At 45.1% G+C, this 19618-nt stretch carries 21 protein-coding genes; 14 read left to right on the top strand and 7 right to left on the bottom strand.

The window, feature by feature from the left end; all coding sequences use genetic code 11:
- Positions 1 to 194 precede the first annotated feature (194 nt).
- The 3 genes from ACSQ8P_RS32650 to ACSQ8P_RS32640 all read left to right on the top strand — a co-directional run bounded on the left by ACSQ8P_RS32650 (position 195) and on the right by ACSQ8P_RS32640 (position 3849).
- Positions 195 to 2021, top strand: a complete 1827-nt coding sequence (locus ACSQ8P_RS32650) for a hypothetical protein (RefSeq protein WP_436238997.1) — start codon at positions 195 to 197, stop codon at positions 2019 to 2021.
- Positions 2022 to 2066: 45 nt separating this feature from the next.
- The gene (locus ACSQ8P_RS32645) at positions 2067 to 2747 is read left to right on the top strand and encodes a hypothetical protein (protein ID WP_436238996.1); all 681 of its coding nucleotides are present in this window, start codon (positions 2067 to 2069) and stop codon (positions 2745 to 2747) included.
- Positions 2748 to 3027: 280 nt separating this feature from the next.
- Positions 3028 to 3849 carry a squalene/phytoene synthase family protein gene (locus tag ACSQ8P_RS32640; RefSeq protein ID WP_436238995.1) on the top strand — a complete coding sequence of 274 codons (822 nt, stop codon included), beginning with the start codon at positions 3028 to 3030 and terminating at the stop codon, positions 3847 to 3849.
- 161 nt (positions 3850 to 4010) lie between these two features.
- Here ACSQ8P_RS32640 and ACSQ8P_RS32635 read toward each other — a convergent pair whose 3' ends face one another.
- The 4 genes from ACSQ8P_RS32635 to ACSQ8P_RS32620 form a co-directional block, all read right to left on the bottom strand.
- Complete coding sequence (locus ACSQ8P_RS32635) at positions 4011 to 5951, bottom strand: FtsX-like permease family protein (protein ID WP_436238994.1); 1941 nt, start codon at positions 5949 to 5951, stop codon at positions 4011 to 4013.
- Complete coding sequence (locus ACSQ8P_RS32630; protein ID WP_436238993.1) at positions 5941 to 6702, bottom strand: ABC transporter ATP-binding protein; 762 nt, start codon at positions 6700 to 6702, stop codon at positions 5941 to 5943. The genes ACSQ8P_RS32635 and ACSQ8P_RS32630 overlap by 11 nt, the downstream gene beginning before the upstream one ends.
- A 101-nt stretch (positions 6703 to 6803) precedes the next feature.
- Positions 6804 to 7814, bottom strand: coding sequence for a sensor histidine kinase (locus ACSQ8P_RS32625; protein WP_436238992.1), 1011 nt, complete (start codon positions 7812 to 7814; stop codon positions 6804 to 6806).
- The gene (locus ACSQ8P_RS32620; RefSeq protein ID WP_436238991.1) at positions 7811 to 8503 is read right to left on the bottom strand and encodes a response regulator transcription factor; all 693 of its coding nucleotides are present in this window, start codon (positions 8501 to 8503) and stop codon (positions 7811 to 7813) included. The genes ACSQ8P_RS32625 and ACSQ8P_RS32620 overlap by 4 nt, the downstream gene beginning before the upstream one ends.
- A 223-nt stretch (positions 8504 to 8726) precedes the next feature.
- Here ACSQ8P_RS32620 and ACSQ8P_RS32615 point away from each other — a divergent pair, with 223 nt between their 5' ends.
- The 7 genes from ACSQ8P_RS32615 to rpmF all read left to right on the top strand — a co-directional run bounded on the left by ACSQ8P_RS32615 (position 8727) and on the right by rpmF (position 13979).
- Complete coding sequence (locus tag ACSQ8P_RS32615; RefSeq protein WP_436238990.1) at positions 8727 to 10193, top strand: aminotransferase class V-fold PLP-dependent enzyme; 1467 nt, start codon at positions 8727 to 8729, stop codon at positions 10191 to 10193.
- Between the two features lie 69 nt (positions 10194 to 10262).
- Positions 10263 to 10952 (top strand): response regulator transcription factor, encoded by a 690-nt coding sequence (locus ACSQ8P_RS32610; RefSeq protein ID WP_436238989.1) that lies wholly within the window; start codon positions 10263 to 10265, stop codon positions 10950 to 10952.
- Entirely contained in the window at positions 10933 to 11523 is a 591-nt protein-coding gene (locus ACSQ8P_RS32605) for a hypothetical protein (RefSeq protein ID WP_436238988.1), read from the top strand. The genes ACSQ8P_RS32610 and ACSQ8P_RS32605 overlap by 20 nt, the downstream gene beginning before the upstream one ends.
- Positions 11480 to 12172, top strand: a complete 693-nt coding sequence (locus ACSQ8P_RS32600) for a sensor histidine kinase (protein WP_436238987.1) — start codon at positions 11480 to 11482, stop codon at positions 12170 to 12172. Before ACSQ8P_RS32605 ends, ACSQ8P_RS32600 begins: the two co-directional genes overlap by 44 nt.
- A 25-nt stretch (positions 12173 to 12197) precedes the next feature.
- Complete coding sequence (locus ACSQ8P_RS32595; RefSeq protein ID WP_436238986.1) at positions 12198 to 12932, top strand: class I SAM-dependent methyltransferase; 735 nt, start codon at positions 12198 to 12200, stop codon at positions 12930 to 12932.
- Positions 12933 to 13069: 137 nt separating this feature from the next.
- Positions 13070 to 13693, top strand: coding sequence for a hypothetical protein (locus ACSQ8P_RS32590; protein ID WP_436238985.1), 624 nt, complete (start codon positions 13070 to 13072; stop codon positions 13691 to 13693).
- Between the two features lie 109 nt (positions 13694 to 13802).
- Entirely contained in the window at positions 13803 to 13979 is a 177-nt protein-coding gene (gene rpmF / locus ACSQ8P_RS32585) for a 50S ribosomal protein L32 (RefSeq protein WP_047680282.1), read from the top strand.
- Positions 13980 to 14035: 56 nt separating this feature from the next.
- Here rpmF and ACSQ8P_RS32580 read toward each other — a convergent pair whose 3' ends face one another.
- Entirely contained in the window at positions 14036 to 14803 is a 768-nt protein-coding gene (locus ACSQ8P_RS32580) for a DODA-type extradiol aromatic ring-opening family dioxygenase (RefSeq protein ID WP_436238984.1), read from the bottom strand.
- Positions 14804 to 14845: 42 nt separating this feature from the next.
- Positions 14846 to 15199: a DoxX family protein gene (locus tag ACSQ8P_RS32575; RefSeq protein WP_436238983.1), complete on the bottom strand. Its 354-nt coding sequence runs from the start codon at positions 15197 to 15199 to the stop codon at positions 14846 to 14848.
- Between the two features lie 136 nt (positions 15200 to 15335).
- On the opposite strand from ACSQ8P_RS32575, the gene ACSQ8P_RS32570 reads away from it, so the two are divergent.
- Together ACSQ8P_RS32570 and ACSQ8P_RS32565 are read left to right on the top strand one after the other, a co-directional pair.
- Positions 15336 to 15719 (top strand): winged helix-turn-helix transcriptional regulator, encoded by a 384-nt coding sequence (locus ACSQ8P_RS32570; RefSeq protein ID WP_436238982.1) that lies wholly within the window; start codon positions 15336 to 15338, stop codon positions 15717 to 15719.
- Between the two features lie 49 nt (positions 15720 to 15768).
- The gene (locus tag ACSQ8P_RS32565) at positions 15769 to 16440 is read left to right on the top strand and encodes a hypothetical protein (protein WP_436238981.1); all 672 of its coding nucleotides are present in this window, start codon (positions 15769 to 15771) and stop codon (positions 16438 to 16440) included.
- A 658-nt stretch (positions 16441 to 17098) separates the two neighbouring features.
- On the opposite strand, the gene ACSQ8P_RS32560 is transcribed toward ACSQ8P_RS32565, so the two are convergent.
- The gene (locus tag ACSQ8P_RS32560; RefSeq protein ID WP_436238980.1) at positions 17099 to 17239 is read right to left on the bottom strand and encodes a hypothetical protein; all 141 of its coding nucleotides are present in this window, start codon (positions 17237 to 17239) and stop codon (positions 17099 to 17101) included.
- A gap of 440 nt (positions 17240 to 17679) precedes the next feature.
- On the opposite strand from ACSQ8P_RS32560, the gene ACSQ8P_RS32555 reads away from it, so the two are divergent.
- Together ACSQ8P_RS32555 and ACSQ8P_RS32550 are read left to right on the top strand one after the other, a co-directional pair.
- A complete protein-coding gene (locus ACSQ8P_RS32555) occupies positions 17680 to 18354 on the top strand; it encodes a phosphatase PAP2 family protein (protein WP_436238979.1) in 675 nt (224 codons plus the stop codon).
- Entirely contained in the window at positions 18351 to 19532 is a 1182-nt protein-coding gene (locus tag ACSQ8P_RS32550) for an MGDG synthase family glycosyltransferase (RefSeq protein ID WP_436238978.1), read from the top strand. The genes ACSQ8P_RS32555 and ACSQ8P_RS32550 overlap by 4 nt, the downstream gene beginning before the upstream one ends.
- Positions 19533 to 19618 lie beyond the last annotated feature (86 nt).

The following is a 19618-nucleotide window of genomic DNA, read 5'->3' as shown; positions in this document are numbered from 1 at the left end:
CTAAATAAATTTGTTAATCAATTATAAGGATAGATATCAGTCCATAACAACGGCCATTTCTGCTCTTATTATGGTGTGATTAGGCATGATGACCACCGTTGCTCTGACGTAACTTAAAGATATTTTTTGCATTTCCATTCCCCAGTAGTGTTTCCGATGGCAACTTTCCGTCAGTGCTGTACGTCTAACATAATATGGAAAATATTATAAAATTGAACAAGATTGGTGTGGTGTCTACGATGGTCAGATTATGTGGTTTTGGATTACTATTATCCGTCATACTGCTACTGAACGCGTGTGAAGACAATACCCAAGGTTCGGCCGTATCCGTATCGCCACAAGCAACCTCTCCGGAAGCATCGGCGATCAATACCACTGCGCCTTCCGCAATTGGTGAATCCATGACTCGGATTAAGCTTCAACGCCTTATTTTCGGAGAGCAAAATAGTTCTGGGGGTAGAGTATTCCAAGAATGGAAAGCAACGGATGTACCCCATGAACCCTTCCAAGTCGTGTATCAGTTAGAAGATGTCAGTGTGAATGCGACTTTTGCCAACTTGAGCGAAGAGGAACGAAGACAATTAACGGATCATATCCGCGTTGACGGTAATGTGAAATGGAAGATCGAAGAGGGCACGAATTCCACGAATCAAGTAAGCATTCGATTTCAACATGGGATTATCCCATTTGTTCTGTACGTAGGGGATCTGCCTGCTATGACGTTCATTCGGAAGGAACCTGTGAGCTTTGCATTCAGTCCGAGCTCAGGTCGCGATGTCCCGCACCTGATCGTGTGGGCACAGGAATATGCACCTAGACTGCTGATTCCGGAGAGGGAAAGCTCGGTGGAGTTAGTATTTTCAGAAGAGATGAAGAAGGATTTACCGACAACTAATGAAGGTGTGACTTTAGCGGCAAAATGGATAGACACGAAACATCTGTTGGTCCAGTTAGACAATATGAGGGTCGGAGAGCAAGGGTTGAAAGAGCTGTATCTACGCATGGATAACTTAAGGGACGTAAGCGGTAATCGCTTGGGAGCCGGCCGCGAGAGTCTCTTGGTGCAACAAGCACCGACAACTGCGTGGCGTTACGCCCAGTCTGGGGAGATTGCTGGGGGAGGCCCAAGGGATTCATTCTATGATCAATTGGTTGTATCTGACGATAAACAAAGCTATGTCGGGATTGTTCGCCTTGGCGGGTCCATGGGAGATGGGGATGGAACCAGTTACGCTTTTATTTTGGAGCAAAAAGGGAAGGAGCCCGTTGTCATCGAGAATGTGTTCTATTCCACGATAGAACCGGATAACCAGCCCATCCAATGGATGGATGACAAAACCCTTATGTATGCGTCCTACTATGGCGTTTATGCCTATGATATTGAAAAACGTGAGAAGCGTATTCTTCATGAGGCTGATCCTCAAGAGGCTCATAATATTAATTTCGCTTCGTATGATACAACGAGAGGATTGCTTCACCTTTTAAGCTATGAGAGCCGACATGAAACGAGTGGATTGGAACGACTCACTTATTCGTCAGGTGATCCCTTGCCCCAAAGAACGCAAGCTTACACAACTACCGTTCAGGTAGCCAAATACTCCGCATTGGATATGACGATTACGGAAGCGCCTGATGGAACGTATTGGACACGAATACAAGCTGACGTTCCCTACACGGATTACGAGAGTAAATCAGGGGCAAAGTTTACTGCCAAAGGGATTGCTCGGCTCGTCACGAAGCAAGGCGTCTACCTACAGCAATTTGAAAAAGGGGAATTTCAGCTGGAAGCCTCAGGGTGGACATTATGGCAACCTGGCCAAACCGCAAAACGCATCGCTAATCCGCCAGAAGGCAGCTTTACCTTTACCAGCGGGGCGGACTTAATTGCTAGGAAGGAAGATAGGTATGTTATATATGATCTTCCTCGCAATAAATGGGTACCATGGGAGGCACCCAGTGGGGAGAAAAATGCCGTGCCTATTCGGGGCAAAGATGGATTATACCGCACCAGTGTGGAATAAATCGTGAAACAATGAACGAGGGGGGAATCGTCACTGTTTAATCGAGTGTATTGTACGCTGTTAGGGATTATCATCATGGGCGGCTTCACCTTATTTATGTATCTGATCGTTGAATCCTTTATCTTCGAGAGAGAACGCGGAATTCGGGTGAACGCTTCCCAGTTCAACGAGCATGACTATAGCGAGCATTGGCAAGAGATTGCAAACAAGTTGGTGATGGATGAACAAGCGAAGGTGGAAGATTTTCGTCTTTTTTATAATCAGCGGGGAGAAGTTCAGAAGCTATCCTACGAAGTTGTTGGGCGTAGTAAGGATGATTTCATTTATTATTATGTTGATTATGACCTTGCAGCTAGTACAGCGCTTGTCAAAAAGCAAAAGATTGAGGGACCATGGATTCAGTATGACCGTTCAATTGCAGCAAGGTATTTTTTTGAGCGATTAGATGACATGGATTTGACGGTAATTAAACCTAACAATAACGATCCGATACGCCAATTGAGGGTTCATGAAAGTGGCACTCGTGTAAATTACGCTATGAAAGCAACGAAGAAATACCGCATAGACAAGGATCAAATTCAAGAGATTTCTGACGAACAGCTTCCTATTGAAGGATATTGGCTATCTGTGTGTGGCATGTCGGAGGAGGCTGCACCCGATTTCGTTGCATCTTGTGAGGATCGGGTCGACTATATTTTGGATGCTCGTACGAGCGATATTAAGTAAAAGCAGGCTGCCAATCGGCAGCCTTTTTTTCTCAGATGTGAAGGATGAAATTCGAATGCAATATTTTATTTCTTTCACATTTTGGACATAATATCCAAAAAAGGGTGTCTTTATTTACTTCGTAGGAAGTGACTCGTACATGGTAAATTGTCATATTTGACACTTTTGTGTAATAAAGCGCAGTTTCCTCAACTATTGGTTGTTTGATTTGGATTAACTTTAATAAAGTGTGTTATGATTAGGTATCATACACAATTTTAAGTTAAAGGCAAGTTTATACTTGGAGGTAATTACCATTAATACCGATACTCTGAATGATGCAATGACGATGTTGAAGCAAACGAGCCGAACTTTTTATATACCGATTAGCAACTTGGATTTCGGACTAAAAGAGGCTGTCACATCTGCCTATTTATGTATGCGGGCCATCGATGAAATCGAGGATCATGAGGAACTCGCTGACCCATTGAAAATAGAGCTTTTGTCTGGGGTATATGAAGCATTCCAGTCCTCAGATATTATCGAATCCATACAGAACTTGCTTGCGCCTCATAAAGAGGCTTTACCGGAAGTTTCGATGCGACTGGATGAATGGCTGATGCTCTGTCCGCCAACTGCAACGCCAATCATTAAGCAGTATATTGCTAAAATGTCATTGGAAATGTCGGAATGGGTCCAAAATGGTTGGAACATTCATACCGAAGAAGATTTGGACCGCTATACGTATAGCGTCGCTGGTATGGTTGGTGAGATGCTGTCCGAGCTGTGGCTATGGCATGATGGAACGCAATCTGATCGTGATAAGGCCATTGCCTTTGGAAGAGGACTGCAAGCGGTTAATATTCTCCGCAATAAATTGGAGGATGCGAATCGCGGCGTGAACTTCTTCCCGGATGGCTGGGGATTCAAAGAGATGCAGCAATACACGCGTCGCAATTTACAACTAGCAGATAGCTATATTGCAGACCTGAAGCAGGGTCCAGCATTGAAATTTTGCAAGGTCCCATTAGCATTAGCACATGCTACGGTTAATCTACTAGCTGCTGGCGGCAACAAGCTGACGCGAGATGCTGTTTTGAAAATTGTGAGTAAAGTAACGTAAAGATTTACATAGGGAAGAAGCCTGCAGCGGTGCTGCGGGCTTCTTTGTTTTGTTGTAAACCCCGCAATGTGAATTCCCATAAGAAAAAGCTGCTCACAAGGTATTTAACCCATTGGACAGCCTATCATGTTTACCTCATACTCGCGAGCTAGAAACATCCCTCACAATGCCCTCTTAATCACCTTCCGATAATGCTGAACGGACAGAACCCCGAACACGGAGTAGAGTGCCGTGTACAGCCCCATAACGATCATCATCGGCGTCCACAGCTCGGTTCCGAAGAAGAACCATCCTGACTGGATTGCGAAGTAACTATGAACCAACCCGACAATTAAGGGGATCCCGAAATTGAATAGCTGTTTAACCTGAATTCCCTTTAGTAGATCGCTTTGGGTAAAACCGAGTTTTCGTAGAATGGTATACGATGACTTCTCATCTTCGCTCTCATCCATTTGCTTGAAATAAAGAATACAGCCAGAAGTGATCAAGAAGGTGAGTCCTAGGAAACCGACGATGAACATGATCAAGCCCATGCGATTTTTCGCTTCACTAGCCATATCTTGGCGAGAATCATGGGCGGCGCGCTCATCCCATTCGATTTCATGAAAAAGTTGATTGGCTTTCTCACGTTCCTTCTCATTCACGATATCAATTCCGAAATATAGCGATGATGATCCTTGAATGCGAGGGTCGAGATCTTGCTTTAAACGCTGAAAGACCGAATCGTCGACGACGGCAACAGGCAAGTTGCTCAATGAGAAGCGCCTCGAAATGTAGGATCGTTCCTCAATGCCGATATACGTTAGCGGGATGGTGGCATTTAAGGTGATTAGTTGGGCTTGGCTGTTCAGTTTGAACTGAAGAAATTTTTGCATTTCATCGTTAGCCCCGGTGAAAAAGGTTTGGTCCGCAGTCAAATCGATTCCTACAGAGGAATCGTTAATAACGGCCATTCGATTGATATCTGGGCTCATATACAGTTCATTTTTCGATTCCATCACTTGGCTAAGATCAGCTTTGATTTGAATGACCTCAATCGTTGTATCACGGTGTTTAATACCACCCGTATCTAAGGCTTGCGTAAAGCTCTCCGCATAGTGACGTTCGGTCACGGAAAAGTGAGCAGGCAAGTTCCTTTCAGCTGTTTTTTCAACCGAATAGTACGTAATATAGCTCAAGGACAGCAATCCAATGGCTAAGGCAGATACCGTTGTAATCACCATCAAAAGTAAGGCGTTGGATTTCATCCGATACATGATAGAAGCGAGAGAAAGCACCTCTTGCACGTTCAAATAGCCGTTTTTCCTCTTACGGATCCCATTCATTATCAAGCGGACAGATCCTTTATAGAACAAATAAGTACCGATGATTACCGACGCAAGAATGAAAAGCATAGAGCTAAATAATCCAACGGTTGTTGTAATGCTTCCTGAGAATAACCTTGAGGATACATAGTAGCCTAATAAAACGAGACATAACCCCATAAATCCAAGGATTGCTTCCATCTTCGACATTTGCTTCACTTTGGCTTCTGTGGAGGTTGCGACATGGAACAACGAAAGAATCGTCTGCCTTTGAATAAACAAATAATTGACCAGCAGAATTAATAAGTAAACGGCACTGAAAACAACAATAGTTTGGATAAACGCTTGAACCGAAAAGTGGAGCGTTGCATTAGCCTTAACCCCTGTAATTTGCAATAAGATCATCAGAATGAGCTTAGACACGGAGAATCCGATAAACGCCCCAACGACTAGCGAACCGAAGTAGAGGATGAAATTCTCGGTACTTAGGATGCGAAAGATTTTTCCCTTCGTCATGCCGATGAGTTGCAGAAGGCCGATTTCTTTACTGCGTCTTTTTACGAAAATGTTATTCGCGTATAAATTGAAGATAGCAACAATGGCGATAAGCAGGATCGATGCAGACTTCAGCGCAGCAGCACCTTTAATAGTGCCCTTGGCAGCGTCCAAAGCAGGATCAAACTGTAATGTGACAAAAGCGAAATAGAGCGCAACGCTAAACATTAAGGCGAACACATACAAGTAGTAATGTTTGATATTGGCCTTCAGGTTTTGGAAGATGAGCTGATTAATACTCATTGTGCACACCGCCAAGTACGCCTTGGGTCTTCATAATGTCCTGGAAGAAGGCTTGTCTCGTTTCTTGCCCTTTATAGATTTGGGAGTAAATCTGCCCGTCTTTAATGAAGATCACTCTGCTGCTGTAGCTGGCGGCAACCGGGTCATGTGTAACCATCACAATGCTCGCTTGCCGACTTACATTCATTTCACTGAGTTTATTCAGCAAATCTGAGGCAGATTTGGAATCGAGCGCACCCGTAGGTTCATCCGCGAAAATAATATCAGGATCATGAATAAACGCTCTAGCAGCGGACGTTCGCTGTTTCTGTCCACCGGAAATTTCGTTCGGATACTTATCCTTCAATTCATAAATGCCGAGCTCAGTCGCAAGGTCATGAAACCTCTGATTAGCTTCAACCTTGGACATCTTCGTTATCGATAACGGAAGCAGGATGTTTTCTTTCACAGTTAGCGTATCCAGCAAATTATAATCCTGAAAAATAAAGCCGAGATGATTCTTCCGAAACTCAGCCAATTGCTTTTCTTTCATGTTTGTCGTTTCTGCCTTGTTAATTTGAATAGAACCATGACTCACCTTATCAATGGAGGAAAGTACGTTGAGCAACGTCGTTTTCCCAGAGCCGGAAGGGCCCATGATGCTGACGAATTCCCCTTTTTCGATGGAGATGTCGAGGCCACGAAGAACCTCTTGTTTGTTATGTTTATTGCCGAAGCTTTTATGGATTTTTACGGCTTGTAAGATAGACATGAATCACACACTCCTTTACACGATTAGCTTTATTATAAAAAGCAAGGCCGCATTTATCCTTCGATTAGACGAACAAAGTAGAAAAGCATGTGACATTATTGTCACATGCCTGTTATCCGCACGAGTTCATTGGGCTGTGGGAAAGCGAGGGTGAACGTAGTTCCCACACCAACCTCCGACTGCACAGTGATCTGGATGTGCAGCGTATCAGCTGCTTTATGGGCTAGATATAAGCCCATGCCCGTCGCGGCGCTATCCTGATGCCAGGTCGTGGAGGTGAAGCCCTTATCGAAGATACGGGGGAGATCCTTGGCATCAATGCCGCGACCAAAGTCCGTTACTTCTAGGAAGGTGCGCTCTTGTGCGAAGAAGCTCCTCACGATAATATCAGGCGAGAAACTGTCGCTATATTTCACAGCATTTGTTAAGAGCTGGCGCAGGATGAATGCGAGCCATTTGGCGTCACTGAGGACTTGAGTGGCGTCCAAAAGAACGTCAAACCCCATGCCCTTTTGAATGCACCAAGATTGCAGTGATTTAATCTCCGAATAGAGGAGATCTTCGATCTGTACTTTTTCAATGTGGAGATCATTTTCAATCGAGGGAAGTCGCAGCTGATGAAGCTGTTGGTCCAGAAGATGATGAATCCGCAGCCACTCAAAGGTTATGGAGGCTTTCGCCCTATCGTTCTCCAAACGGCCAATCATCAAATGCATGGCGGTGAGAGGCGTCTTCACTTCATGAATCCAAGACAGCAGCGCGTCTTTCTCCTGTTCCAGAGCGATTTGCTGCCGTGAGGCCGTCTGGTGGAGCTGCTCAGTTTGATTGACCAAGGCTGCTTCCATGATCTTCTCAAAAGGACTTGCTGCGTCAGCGACACCGGATACATCAAGGCTGGTTTCCCAGTCATTTAACCGCTTGATAAAAGCCGTTTCTTTGTGATAACGAATGATCAGAAAGATCACGAAGAGCATCGTAGATAAGAAAACAATATATAGAACAGATCGGAATGGAATCGAGTGGTCGAGATAGGCGATAAGCAGCAGGAGGACTTGACCCAAGAGGAACATCCCTAACCAACTTATTCGCTCTCTGAGATACAGTTTAATCATAAATGAGGGATCTCTTCCGTTGCGATGTAGCCTTGCCCGACCTTTGTTTCGATAAACCGCCCTAAATCCAGCTCGTCCAGCTTCTTTCTAAGCCGATTTACGTTCACCGTCAACGTATTATCACTTACAAAACGCTGATCATTCCATAAGCTGTTGATGATGTCTTCCCGGCTAACAATCGTATTCTTATGCTCGATGAGGAGCTTCAATATGTAGATTTCATTCTTGGTCAGTTCAATGGATCCGGAAGCATGACTAACGATATTTTTCTCAAAATCAATTGTAGCGCTGCACCATGTTTTGAGCTTAATTTGCTCCGTATTGTAGTTGTAGACGCGGCGGAGTATAGCATGGATTTTCGCGATCAGCACGTCAAAATGAAAGGGCTTTTGGATAAAGTCGTCCGCTCCAAGCTGCATTGACATCACCATATCCGTAGGATGGTCGCGGGAAGAGAGGAATACGATTGGCACATTGGAATGCGTTCGAATCATGCGACACCAATGAAATCCATCGAATTTCGGCAGTTGAATATCAATAATGACTAAATCAGGCTTTAGTAGAATAAATGTCTCAACCACTTTATTAAAATCAGCGATGCCATGAACCTCGTAGGACCATTGGGCCAAACGCTCTTTGATCTCTGCAAACAAGGTTGCATCATCTTCAATTAGTAAGATCTTAAACAAGGGAAATCACCCACTTTGGTCATTCTTTGGCTTCATTTTACCACAATCCTTGAATGGCCTCGATAGAGGTTCTCTCAATGGAAAAGGTTAATAGTGCTAATATTTCAACGATGTTGCCTAAACATACACGAATATCGCTTGAAATCGGCATGAGTTAAAACAATCTTGAAAAATTCAAATGATACTGTATACCTAAGATATTTTACTGGAGGTATACATCATCATGTCAACACTTGAGCAATATTTTCATTCCTATCGCAAGTATGTTGTGGGCATTGAACAGCCGATTGAGACACCTTATGGCTTACAAAAAATGATCTATGCGGATTGGACCGCTAGCGGTCGCTTATATATGCCGATTGAGAAGAAATTGACTGACATTGTCGGGCCATACATGGCTAATACGCACACTGAGGCAAGCGCGACGGGGGAAATGATGACCAAATGGTATCACTATGCGAGGCTCTTAATTAAGGAACATGTTCATGCCGATCCCAATGAAGATATACTTTTTACCTGTGGTTCTGGCACGACTGGCGTAATCAATCTTCTCCAACGGCTTCTTGGATTACGGGTACACGATTCGATGCGTTCGAAGATTATTTTAGAAGAAGAGGATCGTCCTGTCGTCATAGTTACGCATATGGAGCACCATTCCAATCATACGTCATGGCTGGAAACCATAGCTGACGTTCACGTGCTAGAACCTGACGGAGACGGTGCGATTAGTTTAACTAATTTGCAGACACTGCTCGAGCGTTATCAACACCGCAAACGGATTATTGGTGCTTTTACGGCAACTTCTAATGTGACTGGCTTATCCACACCGTATCACCAAATGGCGCGTATGATGCATGCGTATGGCGGGTTTTGTTTCGTGGATTTTGCTGCTGCTGCTCCTTATGTGGAAATGGACATGCATCCCGAGGACCCGATGGAGCGGTTAGATGCCATCTACTTCTCCCCGCACAAATTTCTTGGTGGGCCAGGAAGCAGCGGTGTTCTGCTGTTAAATAAGAAGTTGTATCAGAATCAAGTACCAGATGCAGTGGGAGGAGGTACGGTGAAGTGGACAAACCCATGGGGGGAGAAAGCCTATTGCGACGATATTGAGGAACGGGAGGATGGCGGAACCCCAGGTATTCTTCAAGTCATTCGGACAGCGCTTTGCCTGAAGCTGAAGGAGCAAATGGGCGTGAAATCCATCCAGAAGCGGGAGGCTGAACTGCTTACTATTATTTTTGCGGGGTTAAAAGGGAACCCGAACATCCGTCTGCTTGAGCCCGAGCGAAGTGAGCGTATGGGGATTATTTCTTTCTACGCGGAACATATCCATCATAATTTATTTACCAAGTTGTTAAGTGATCGGTTTGGAATTCAGGCTCGCGGTGGCTGTTCGTGTGCGGGGACATATGGACATTATTTGCTCGGCATCGATAAGCTGGGCTCCAAACAAATTACGGATCATATTGATGCGGGTGTACTGAGCAAGAAGCCGGGGTGGCTCCGTATTTCCTTGCATCCTGTTATGACGGATAGAGAAGCGCTAGAGATCGTACAAGCGATTTCTGAAATTACCGAACATATTGAGGAATGGCGTCAAGACTATGCCTACGATAGTCACGCGAATCAGTATCGTCATCGGAAATTTCAGCCTTCGGATGAGATGTATTCCTTTTTCACAGTGTAATTGGTACGATGAAGGGGAGCTTGCAAAGAAATAGCCAATGACAGATGACATGTGACGGGGCGGGGGATAATGCGTAGTATTTTAATCGTGGAAGATGATAGGACGATTTCGTTAGTCCTTAAAGCATACCTTGAAAAAGAAGGATATGTCGTTCGTCAAGCTTATACATGTAAGGAAGCGAAGGTTTTATGGGACTCGCAACTGGCAGATCTCGTTCTACTGGACATCACACTGCCGGATGATACGGGGTGGAGCATCCTGCACTATGTGCGCGAGAGAAGTTCGTGTCCGGTTATTATGCTTACGGCAATTGGGACGATTCATGACAAGCTGCAAGGGCTGAATTCAGGGGCAGATGACTATATAACTAAGCCATTCATAGGGGAGGAGATCGTTGCTCGAGTCACTGCAGTGTTGCGACGCACAGGACGTGTATTTGAGCAAGAGGATGCGGCTTACTTTGGCAGTCTCAAAGCCAATTTCAAATCACATTCCGTCTACCTAAAAGGAACTGAGCTGCGATTTACCCCCAAGGATTTAGATCTGCTTTTCTATTTGCTCAGACATCCCAATCAAACCCTAACGAGAGATCAGTTAATTGAAAATGTATGGGGGTTTGATTATGAGGGCAGCGAGCGAGCTGTTGATCTAGCTGTCAATCGCATTCGTCAAACCTTGCGTGACTGGCGCGCAGAGGAAGGCGAGATTGCAACCATAAGAGGAGTGGGGTATCAAGCGCGTGTCAACAACATCTCCTGAACGCAAAACACTGCTTCAATATTGGACGACCCGTTATGTAATCACGTTAATTATAGGGTTAATCGCGATAGGTGCCAGTTCTTTTTATTTTTTGGAATTCAAAAGTACACAGAAGAACGAGGACACTGGCCGCGCGCTTACCGAGGAAATTCCCAAGCATATTCAAGTGCGGAATGGTCGAATTGAGATGGGTCCGATGCATTTCTGGGACGATTTTCTCATAAAAAAACGGGAAGCCACGGGCACGCAATTTATGACTTTTGTCGTAGATACGAACGGGCGACCGATTTTTTCTAAACCTGAGCTCGTCCCGCCAGAAGTTAAGGCTGTCCTGCAAGAGCAAACGACGATGGGAGTGGCTGAGGGTGTGCCACAGCCCATTTCTTTGCAAGGAAACGCGACGTCGTATTTTATTAAGAAAATTCAGTCTACGCAAGGGAGCACGGTAGGTTATTTGTATATCGTGCTAATCCCTTCTCAGAGTTTTGATGTCCCAAACTATAAAGAAATTGTATATGTGATGTTCGTTGTGGTATTCATTTTGGGTTCTGTTGGCGGGTGTTACCCATGAGTTGAAGACGCCGGTTACCTCGATTAGTGGACTTGTACAAGCTGTACGAGATGATGTTGTAACCGGAGAGGACGCGAAGCATTTCCTCAACCTTTGTTTTAAGGAAACGCAGCATTTACAACGGATGATAGAGGATTTGCTTGAATTTAACTCTTATGCTGTTGGCGCGATTAAAGTAAAGCAGGAGCAAACCAATCTTAATATTTTCATTGGGGAAATTATTCAACAATGGTCATTGACGGACAAAGACCCTGATATTCAGGTGGACTTTCACTCTGAAAATTCATCCGTATACATCATGACAGATGGGGTACGATTGAAACAGGTGATTGTTAATGTATTGAATAATGCGGAAGCGGCGATGGGCAACAAGGGGAAGATACAGATCCATCTTTATGAACAGCAGAATAGCGTGAGAATAGAGATTAGGGATACAGGAACTGGAATTCCTGAGTCAGAGCAAGCTAATATCTTTGAAAGTTTCTTTAGAGGAGAGCTGAAACAGACACATGTACGAGGCATGGGGCTTGGCCTTTCCTTATGCAGAAACATTATGAAAGAGCTTGATGGCGATATTGAGCTGAAAGAGAGCTCCCCGCGAGGCACTACATTTACGATAAGTTTGAAGGTTGTCGAAGCAATCAGCTAAATTCCAATGAGGAGTTCTGGACGCCATGAAACAGAATAAATACGATGAGCTTGGATTTTATGAAAAATATAGTGAGATGCCTCGCTCCATTGGCGGTCTCAACGCCGCAGGGGAATGGCCCGTACTTCGTACGATGCTGCCTACGCTGGAAGGCAAACGTGTTCTTGACCTTGGATGCGGTTACGGTTGGCATTGCAAGTATGCCCGTGAGCAAGGGGCTGCGTCCGTTCTTGGTGTAGATCTCTCGGAAAAAATGCTGGCGTATGCCAGCGCGAATCATAGCGATTCGGGTATCACATATCAGAGACTGGCGATAGAAGACATCGACTTCGCTGCGGGCGAGTTTGACGTTGTCATCTCCTCATTGGCTCTTCACTACATTGAACAATTTGATGCGGTTTGCCGTAAGGTGCAGCATTGTCTGACCACTGGAGGCACCTTCGTGCTCTCTGTTGAGCATCCGGTCTTTACCGCACGAGCTGCGCAGGACTGGCATTACGGTCCCGGAGGCGAGCGTATGCACTGGCCTGTCGACGACTATCAGAAGGAGGGGCAGCGGGTAGCGAGGTTTTTAGATCATGATGTGGTCAAATATCATCGCACGATCGCTACCTATATGAATGCGTTAATTGAAGCGGGATTCCTTATTACGAAGATCGCCGAGCCTCAACCAACGCCAGAAGCTTTGGAGAAGTATCCCGATATGAAAGACGAAACGCGTCGTCCTATCTTCCTATTGATTTCAGCCGTTAAGAAATAACTGTTGTCCTGCTGTCCTTCGGGGTAGTAGGATTTTTTTGTATCTTTAGTCCTACTACTGAAACATTATTTGGAAATTCACGTCTGTTAGTTTGGGAGATTTCCAATGGAAGGACGAAGCTTGTGAATAGAGTTGTGATGGCTATAGCTGTTGTATTTATATTAATTGTTATGAGCCTAGTCTTGCCGAGTAAAAGCTATGCTTGTAGCTGCGCGCTGCAAACAGATCTGCAAACAGATCCGATAAAGGCTGTGGAACAATCTAAGGCTGTGTTTTCTGGCAAAGTACTTGCCATCGAACCCAAGGTTCTAGATATCAATGGCATTCTCGATCATAAAATCGCCGTTCATTTCGATGTAGAGAAATCGTGGAAAGGGATGAATCAGACGCAGGCCATTGTTCTCACCAACTTGGGCGAACCTTCGTGTGGCTATACTTTTCAGCAGGGTGAAACCTATCTTGTTTTTGCTTATGATTATGACTTTAAGGAGAATATGCTGCAAACAAGCTCATGTTCTTTAACGAAGAAGCTTACCACTGCTACTTTGGAGCTGAGTAAGATGGGGCAAGGTGTGGAGCCGATAGAGCTTGTGAGTTTAAAAGACAAGATGGATACGATGGCGTATACGAATAAATGGGCTTTGCTCAAAGCGATCTATCATCGGTTGGTTCGGTATCATCTACTAGAATTCGTGCAAGTAGCCATAATCCTAGTTATTGGAGCAGGGCTGCTGCTGATTAGGGCAAGACGAAAATCGTAAGTATACGACATCGGCCAAGTCAAAAGATAGGTTCTAGCATTGACAAATGGCTTCGAGAAGGCTATGATATCTCTTGTTGTTTAGTAAAGTAACTGGAGGTGTTTTGACTATGGCAGTTCCTCAACGGAGAACGTCCAAAACACGTCGCGATAAGCGCCGTACTCACTTTAAACTGGCTGTGCCAGGAATGGTGAAGTGTGAACAATGTGCAGAACTTAAAAAAGCGCATCATGTTTGCAAAAACTGCGGTTCATATAAGGGTAGAGAGATCGTACAAGCTCAATAATCATATGAATCTTGCAATGAAAAAGACACTTCTAATAGAAGTGTCTTTTTTTGTAGTTAAAATTTGAAGCACAGTGTGCTTAATGAACCATGTTCGATGGTGTCGTGCAATACATGGATTTCTCGACCTGGGCTTCCGCTGCCAAGCGCAATTAGCAAAGGTACGAAATGTTCGGCACGAGGGACGCCTACTGCTGCATGCGGGGCTAGCGTTTCGTATTGGCTCAAGGCTTCGATATCTCTGGCGAGCACCTTTTCCCGAATCCAATCTCTGAATTGCACGGCCCATGCGCGAGGTGGAGCATCCTTGTCACGGTCAATTTCATTAAAGTTATGCGTCAAAAAGCCGCTTCCGATGACAAGAATGCCATCTTCCTCAAGCCCTTGCAGCGCTTCACCGATCGCGATCTGCTGTCTCGCAGGCAAGAAGGGGTTGACCGAAACGGGAACGATAGGAATATCGGCTTCCGGATAAGCGTGCATCATGATAGGGAATACGCCGTGGTCTAAGCCGCGATATTTCCTTTGAACCGGAATGTTATGCTGACGCAGGCGCTCTTCCACCATGGAAGCAACGATCGTTGAGCCTCTTGCGGGATATTGAACCTGATAATAAGATGAAGGAAACCCGTAGTAATCATAAACCATGTCATGAACATCGTCTGTCGCAGCAATGGTTGTTATCTCACTTTCGAAGTGAGCCGAGAAGATGACGATGGCTTTTGGGCGGTTCTCCTGGCCAAAGCGGTTCAGGAACGCTGTGAACTCGGATTTTTCGAAAATAGTATAGGGTGAGCCGTGAGGCAAGAAAACAGGGGAAAGCATAGTTGAACCTCCTACTCGTCATTGTATTGTGCTGTATGCAACTTACCAACGTCCGATTGCTACAAATAGTAATATCGCCAAGAAAATGATGTTCATCCCGATACCTGAGTTTTCATTCCTCTTAGCGTGAAATAATGCTGCAAGTACCATGATTAAACCTAGTGCAATAGCGGCTATTGGTGTCAAAATAGGTGCAATGCCAGTCGCATACGGCACAATCAATCCTAATCCTCCAAGTAATTCGGATATCCCGATAAATGCAACCAAGCTTTGTGAAGAATCTTTGACCCAAGGCATCCCGGCTTTGGCTTTCTCATACTGAAAAGTTTTCATAGAACCTGCCATGATAAACGCTAATGCTAAAATTCCCTGTGCAATCCACAATGCGATATTCATGAAATAAAATTACCTCCTTGAATTAAGTAAGTGTCTAGTCGTATAATAATCCCTAGGAGCGATACTGAGAAGTAGTTACTCAAAATAAACCTAGTATACAAAAAGATACCTAAATGAAATTGAGGAGGAAATAAACATGGAGGCACCTCATTGTAAATTTGAAACCGTCTTAGAAATCCTGGTAGGCAAATGGAAGCCCGTCGTTTTGTTCCACCTTTTCTCGAATGGCACGATGCGTTTTAGCGAACTTCAAAAAGCGATCCCAGATATAACAAAAAAAATGCTAACCCAACAATTAAGGGAGTTAGAGTATCACGATATTGTTCATCGGAAGATCTATCATCAAATCCCTCCCAAAGTCGAATATTCCATCACAGAACACGGCAAAGGAATGTCTACGGTCTTACAGGCAATGAATGATTGGGGAATGTCTCATCTCATCCATTTGAATGAGCTGTATGGGGAAGAGAGATCTGTGGAATCATTTGAAGGTAGATTGGACGAAGTGACCAAAGGATAACGGATAAAGGATAACGGAATAAAGGATAAAGGATAAGGAGCAAATACGGTTGAAATTTCTGTATTATTTCATAGTCGTAACATTCATGATGGGTATTGCCGCCCCCAAGATGAACGAGGCAAACGATGTAACGTCTCTTATTCCTATAGGGTGGCAGCAGCTTGTCCGGCAGAGTGGCCCTGTAAAGGTAGAAGGTGACTTGAACAAAGACGGTATCCAAGACGTGGCCATGGTCATCGAAAAGCTTGAAAGCGCAAAAGATCAGGCACCTGAAAGAGCGCTTCTGATTGCTTTTGGAAATAAGGATGGCACCTACACACGCTCAATCATGGCAGATAAGGCGATCCTGAAAGCGGACGAAGGTGGGATATGGGGCGATCCGCTGGCTGACATACACATCGATAGAGGCTCCCTGGTCGTGAGTTTTTATGGGGGAAGTAACTTCAGATGGTATGGGAATTACCGTTTCAGATTTCAAGATGAGGACTGGTACCTGATAGGTGCCACGGTGGGGTCCTTCTATTCGGGGACGATGACCGAAACGACTGGTGACGAAGAAGACTACAACCTGCTTACAGGTGATTATGTCAAAAGAATCGTTGACGATCCGAAGGCCGAGAAGATTACCTCTCATACGATTACTGGCAACATAGGGAAGAAGAAGCTTCTGAAGTTAAGTGATTTTGTGGCGACGGGATCAACGGATCAGTTTTTAAAATAGGTCATGTCCGCGGCTGTTGGATACGTCGGTTGATGCTGATGGTGGCTGCGGAGGTGGGAGGCAGTGGCAGATTTGGGGATTAGGGAGTATGGAATCCAGAAGCTATACTCTAAATGACTCCAGACTCCAGACTCCAGACTCCAGACTCCAGACTCCAGACTCCAGACTCCAGATTCCAGATTCCAGGCTCCAGGCAAAAGAAGCCAGGCTCCAGACTCAGGAATCCAAGAATAGATGGATTTCCTCCATCTATTTTCGGCTTAAATCGACCGAAACCCAGTATAGATGGATTTCCTACAGCTAATTTGACGCGATTTCCCCCTTTTGCCGCGAATGGCCAGATTTAACTGGAGATTTTCCATCTAATGCTCCATTTTAGTGGAAAACCCTGAAATTAGCGGGAGAAAATCCAGTTAGTTGGCCTGGGGCGAGTAGTGAATAGGAGTAGGAGTAGGAGTAGGAGTAGGAGTAGGAAGTAGCGTAAGGCGAACGGCGAACAGACAGATGGGAACTATCCTTGCCATATTCGGTGCACCCAGCTTGTTCATTCTATAGTTACCGTAGCAGCATCCATCATCCATAATCGCTCGATCTACACGCCACCAACCACACTCAACTATCTACACGCCACCAACCACACTCAACTATCTACATACCACTAGCCATCGTCATCTATCCACCATTCCACTCGCTCTATCTTCAATCGTCCAATCCCGCCAACCCTTGTTCGCCCATCTCGCTCAACCCGTCCGCCTTTCTCCCTCTTTTTGCCCTCAAATTTGTCATGGGAATTCACCATTTATGCACTTATCCACAAAATTACCCACAGTATCAACATGTCCACAAACCATGCTGTGCATAAGATTCTAATTATTTTATGCACATATCCACAGGCGATCTTATCCACAGGTGGAGAATTACAACGCCATAATGGCATGCTTCTCACCGAGATGCTCAAGAAGGTGCTTTTCTGCGTGTGATTTGGTATGCTGTATAGAAGTTGTAACATTACTGTAATATTGTTGTAATAGTAATGGAGGTGTTGACACGCAGCTCAGCTGCTATTTCATATGCCTCATTAACTCTCACCATATATGCATCTAAGGATGCGGACAACTCCGCCTTTGGTCTAGGTTTCTTCACGACTTTTGGCTAACGAAAGACAGTACCTTGGTGCGTTTAGCAAATGGCTATACTCCTTTATGATAGAGATAACGTAGAGGAGAGCGAGGATTTGGCATGAGAACAAAAGCTTGGATGTCCTATTTGCTAGCATGCAGTGGACTACTTTTGATCCCGTTAGTAGGGCTCATTTATATACATTTAAATCAAGATAACGGAAAAGCTTACAGCTTAATGACAGATCTCGATCGACAGATACCTTTTATCAAAAGCTTCGTAGTTCCTTATTTATCCTGGTATGTCTTTCTTGCCGTAGGATTCCTATATTTAGCGTATCGAGATCGCTCGAATTATTTCCAGACACTCGTGGAATTTATAATAGGTTTGCTTTTGTGTTATAGCGTCTATGCTATATATCAGACGACAGTACCGCGACCGGACATTGAAGGCAGTGATTGGCTGCTGCGGACGGTCCAGTGGGTGTATCGCTCGGATGAACCGTTTAACTGTTTTCCCAGTACACACGTGTTAACGGCTTACCTCATGATGAGGGCCTATCTCCGATCGGTACCGATTGCGATGCGATACAAAATCATAGCGACGAGTATGGCCATTCTAATTATCGTTTCGACACAGTTTGTTAAGCAGCATGTGCTTTTGGATATCGTGGGTGCAGTGCTAGTGGCAGAAGGAGTCGTCTTTGTAGTGGAAAGAAGTAAAAGAACGTGGTTAACAAGATCAACCGCTGCTAGTGCGCGGCAGGATAAGCTCGAAAGGGGACTGAAGCAATGAGAAGCAAAGGAAAGCTTTTGATACTGACGGGCAGTCTTGGCGATGGGCACAATAAAGCAGCACAAGCTATTCTTGAAGCAGTACGCATGTATAGGCCGGATATGGAAGTGAAAGTCGTCGATTATTTGGCGTGGACGCATCCGTATTTGCATGGATTCGGTAAATACTGCTATATGCAATGGGTAAAAAGCTTGCCCTCCGTGTATGGCTATCTATATCACAAGACCAGACATGATACCGCGTTATCCCATTTGTTCAAAAGAATCAAGTCATTCAGCACCGACCGGATGTTGGATTTGTTAGAAGAGGAAGCGCCCACGGAAGTCGTGTGCACGTTCCCAGGTGCTGCGGCAGCTATGTCCTATCTAAAATGTAACGGCCTTACGATCGTGCCGACCGTGACGGTCATCACCGATTACACCGATCACAGCTACTGGATTCATCCGGGGACGGATAAGTATCTGGTCGGGGCGGAACATGTGAAGCAGGCGCTTCTGAAGTATGCGATACCAGAGCAGCGTATTGTCGTGACGGGGATACCGCTTCGAATGCCATTCACACAAACATATAACCGTGAAGAGCTTCGTGATAAATTTGGCTTGCACCGCGACATGCCAACTGTTCTTGTGATGGGCGGGGGGCATGGGCTGATCGGGAAGTCTTTTAAATCCGTGCTGCAGTCGGATGATCTGAAGACACCCGTGCAATTTGTTTTCGTCTGCGGTCGCAATGAGAAGCTGAAACAGCATTTGGAAGAGGAGCTAGGCGGCTCGAATACGCACCATCATGTAATGGTGACAGGGTTCGTTGATCATGTGCATGAGCTGATGGCACTGTCCGATCTGATCGTGACGAAGCCAGGTGGGCTCACCGTTTCCGAAGCACTTGCGCTGGATCTGCCGATGATGCTGTATAAGCCAATTCCAGGCCAAGAGCAGGCAAATGCTGCCTATCTCGTTGGCATCGGCGCAGCCGTCGAAGTGAAGAACGCAGCCGAGATGAAAAACCAGCTTTTAGAGGTCATCGCTAACCAAGCTGTCTTGCTCAAGCTGAAAAAGAACGCACAGATGAGTCATCGCCAACCGGATGTGCTTCGCACGGTAGATGCGATTTTGGAAACGGAGCATCATTACCTTCCGATTCAGGATGGCTTACAATTTTCCTATGCCAATGTTTAAAATAGAGGCCGGCTTGAGAGCTCATTCCAAGTAAAAATAACCCTGTTTCCTTCCTCTAATTGAGGTAGGGGAATAGGGTTATTTTT

It is taken from the genome of Paenibacillus sp. LjRoot153, from assembly GCF_964253085.1.
GTDB lineage: Bacteria > Bacillota > Bacilli > Paenibacillales > NBRC-103111 > Paenibacillus_E.
This window is presented reverse-complemented; position numbering and strand designations above follow the sequence as displayed.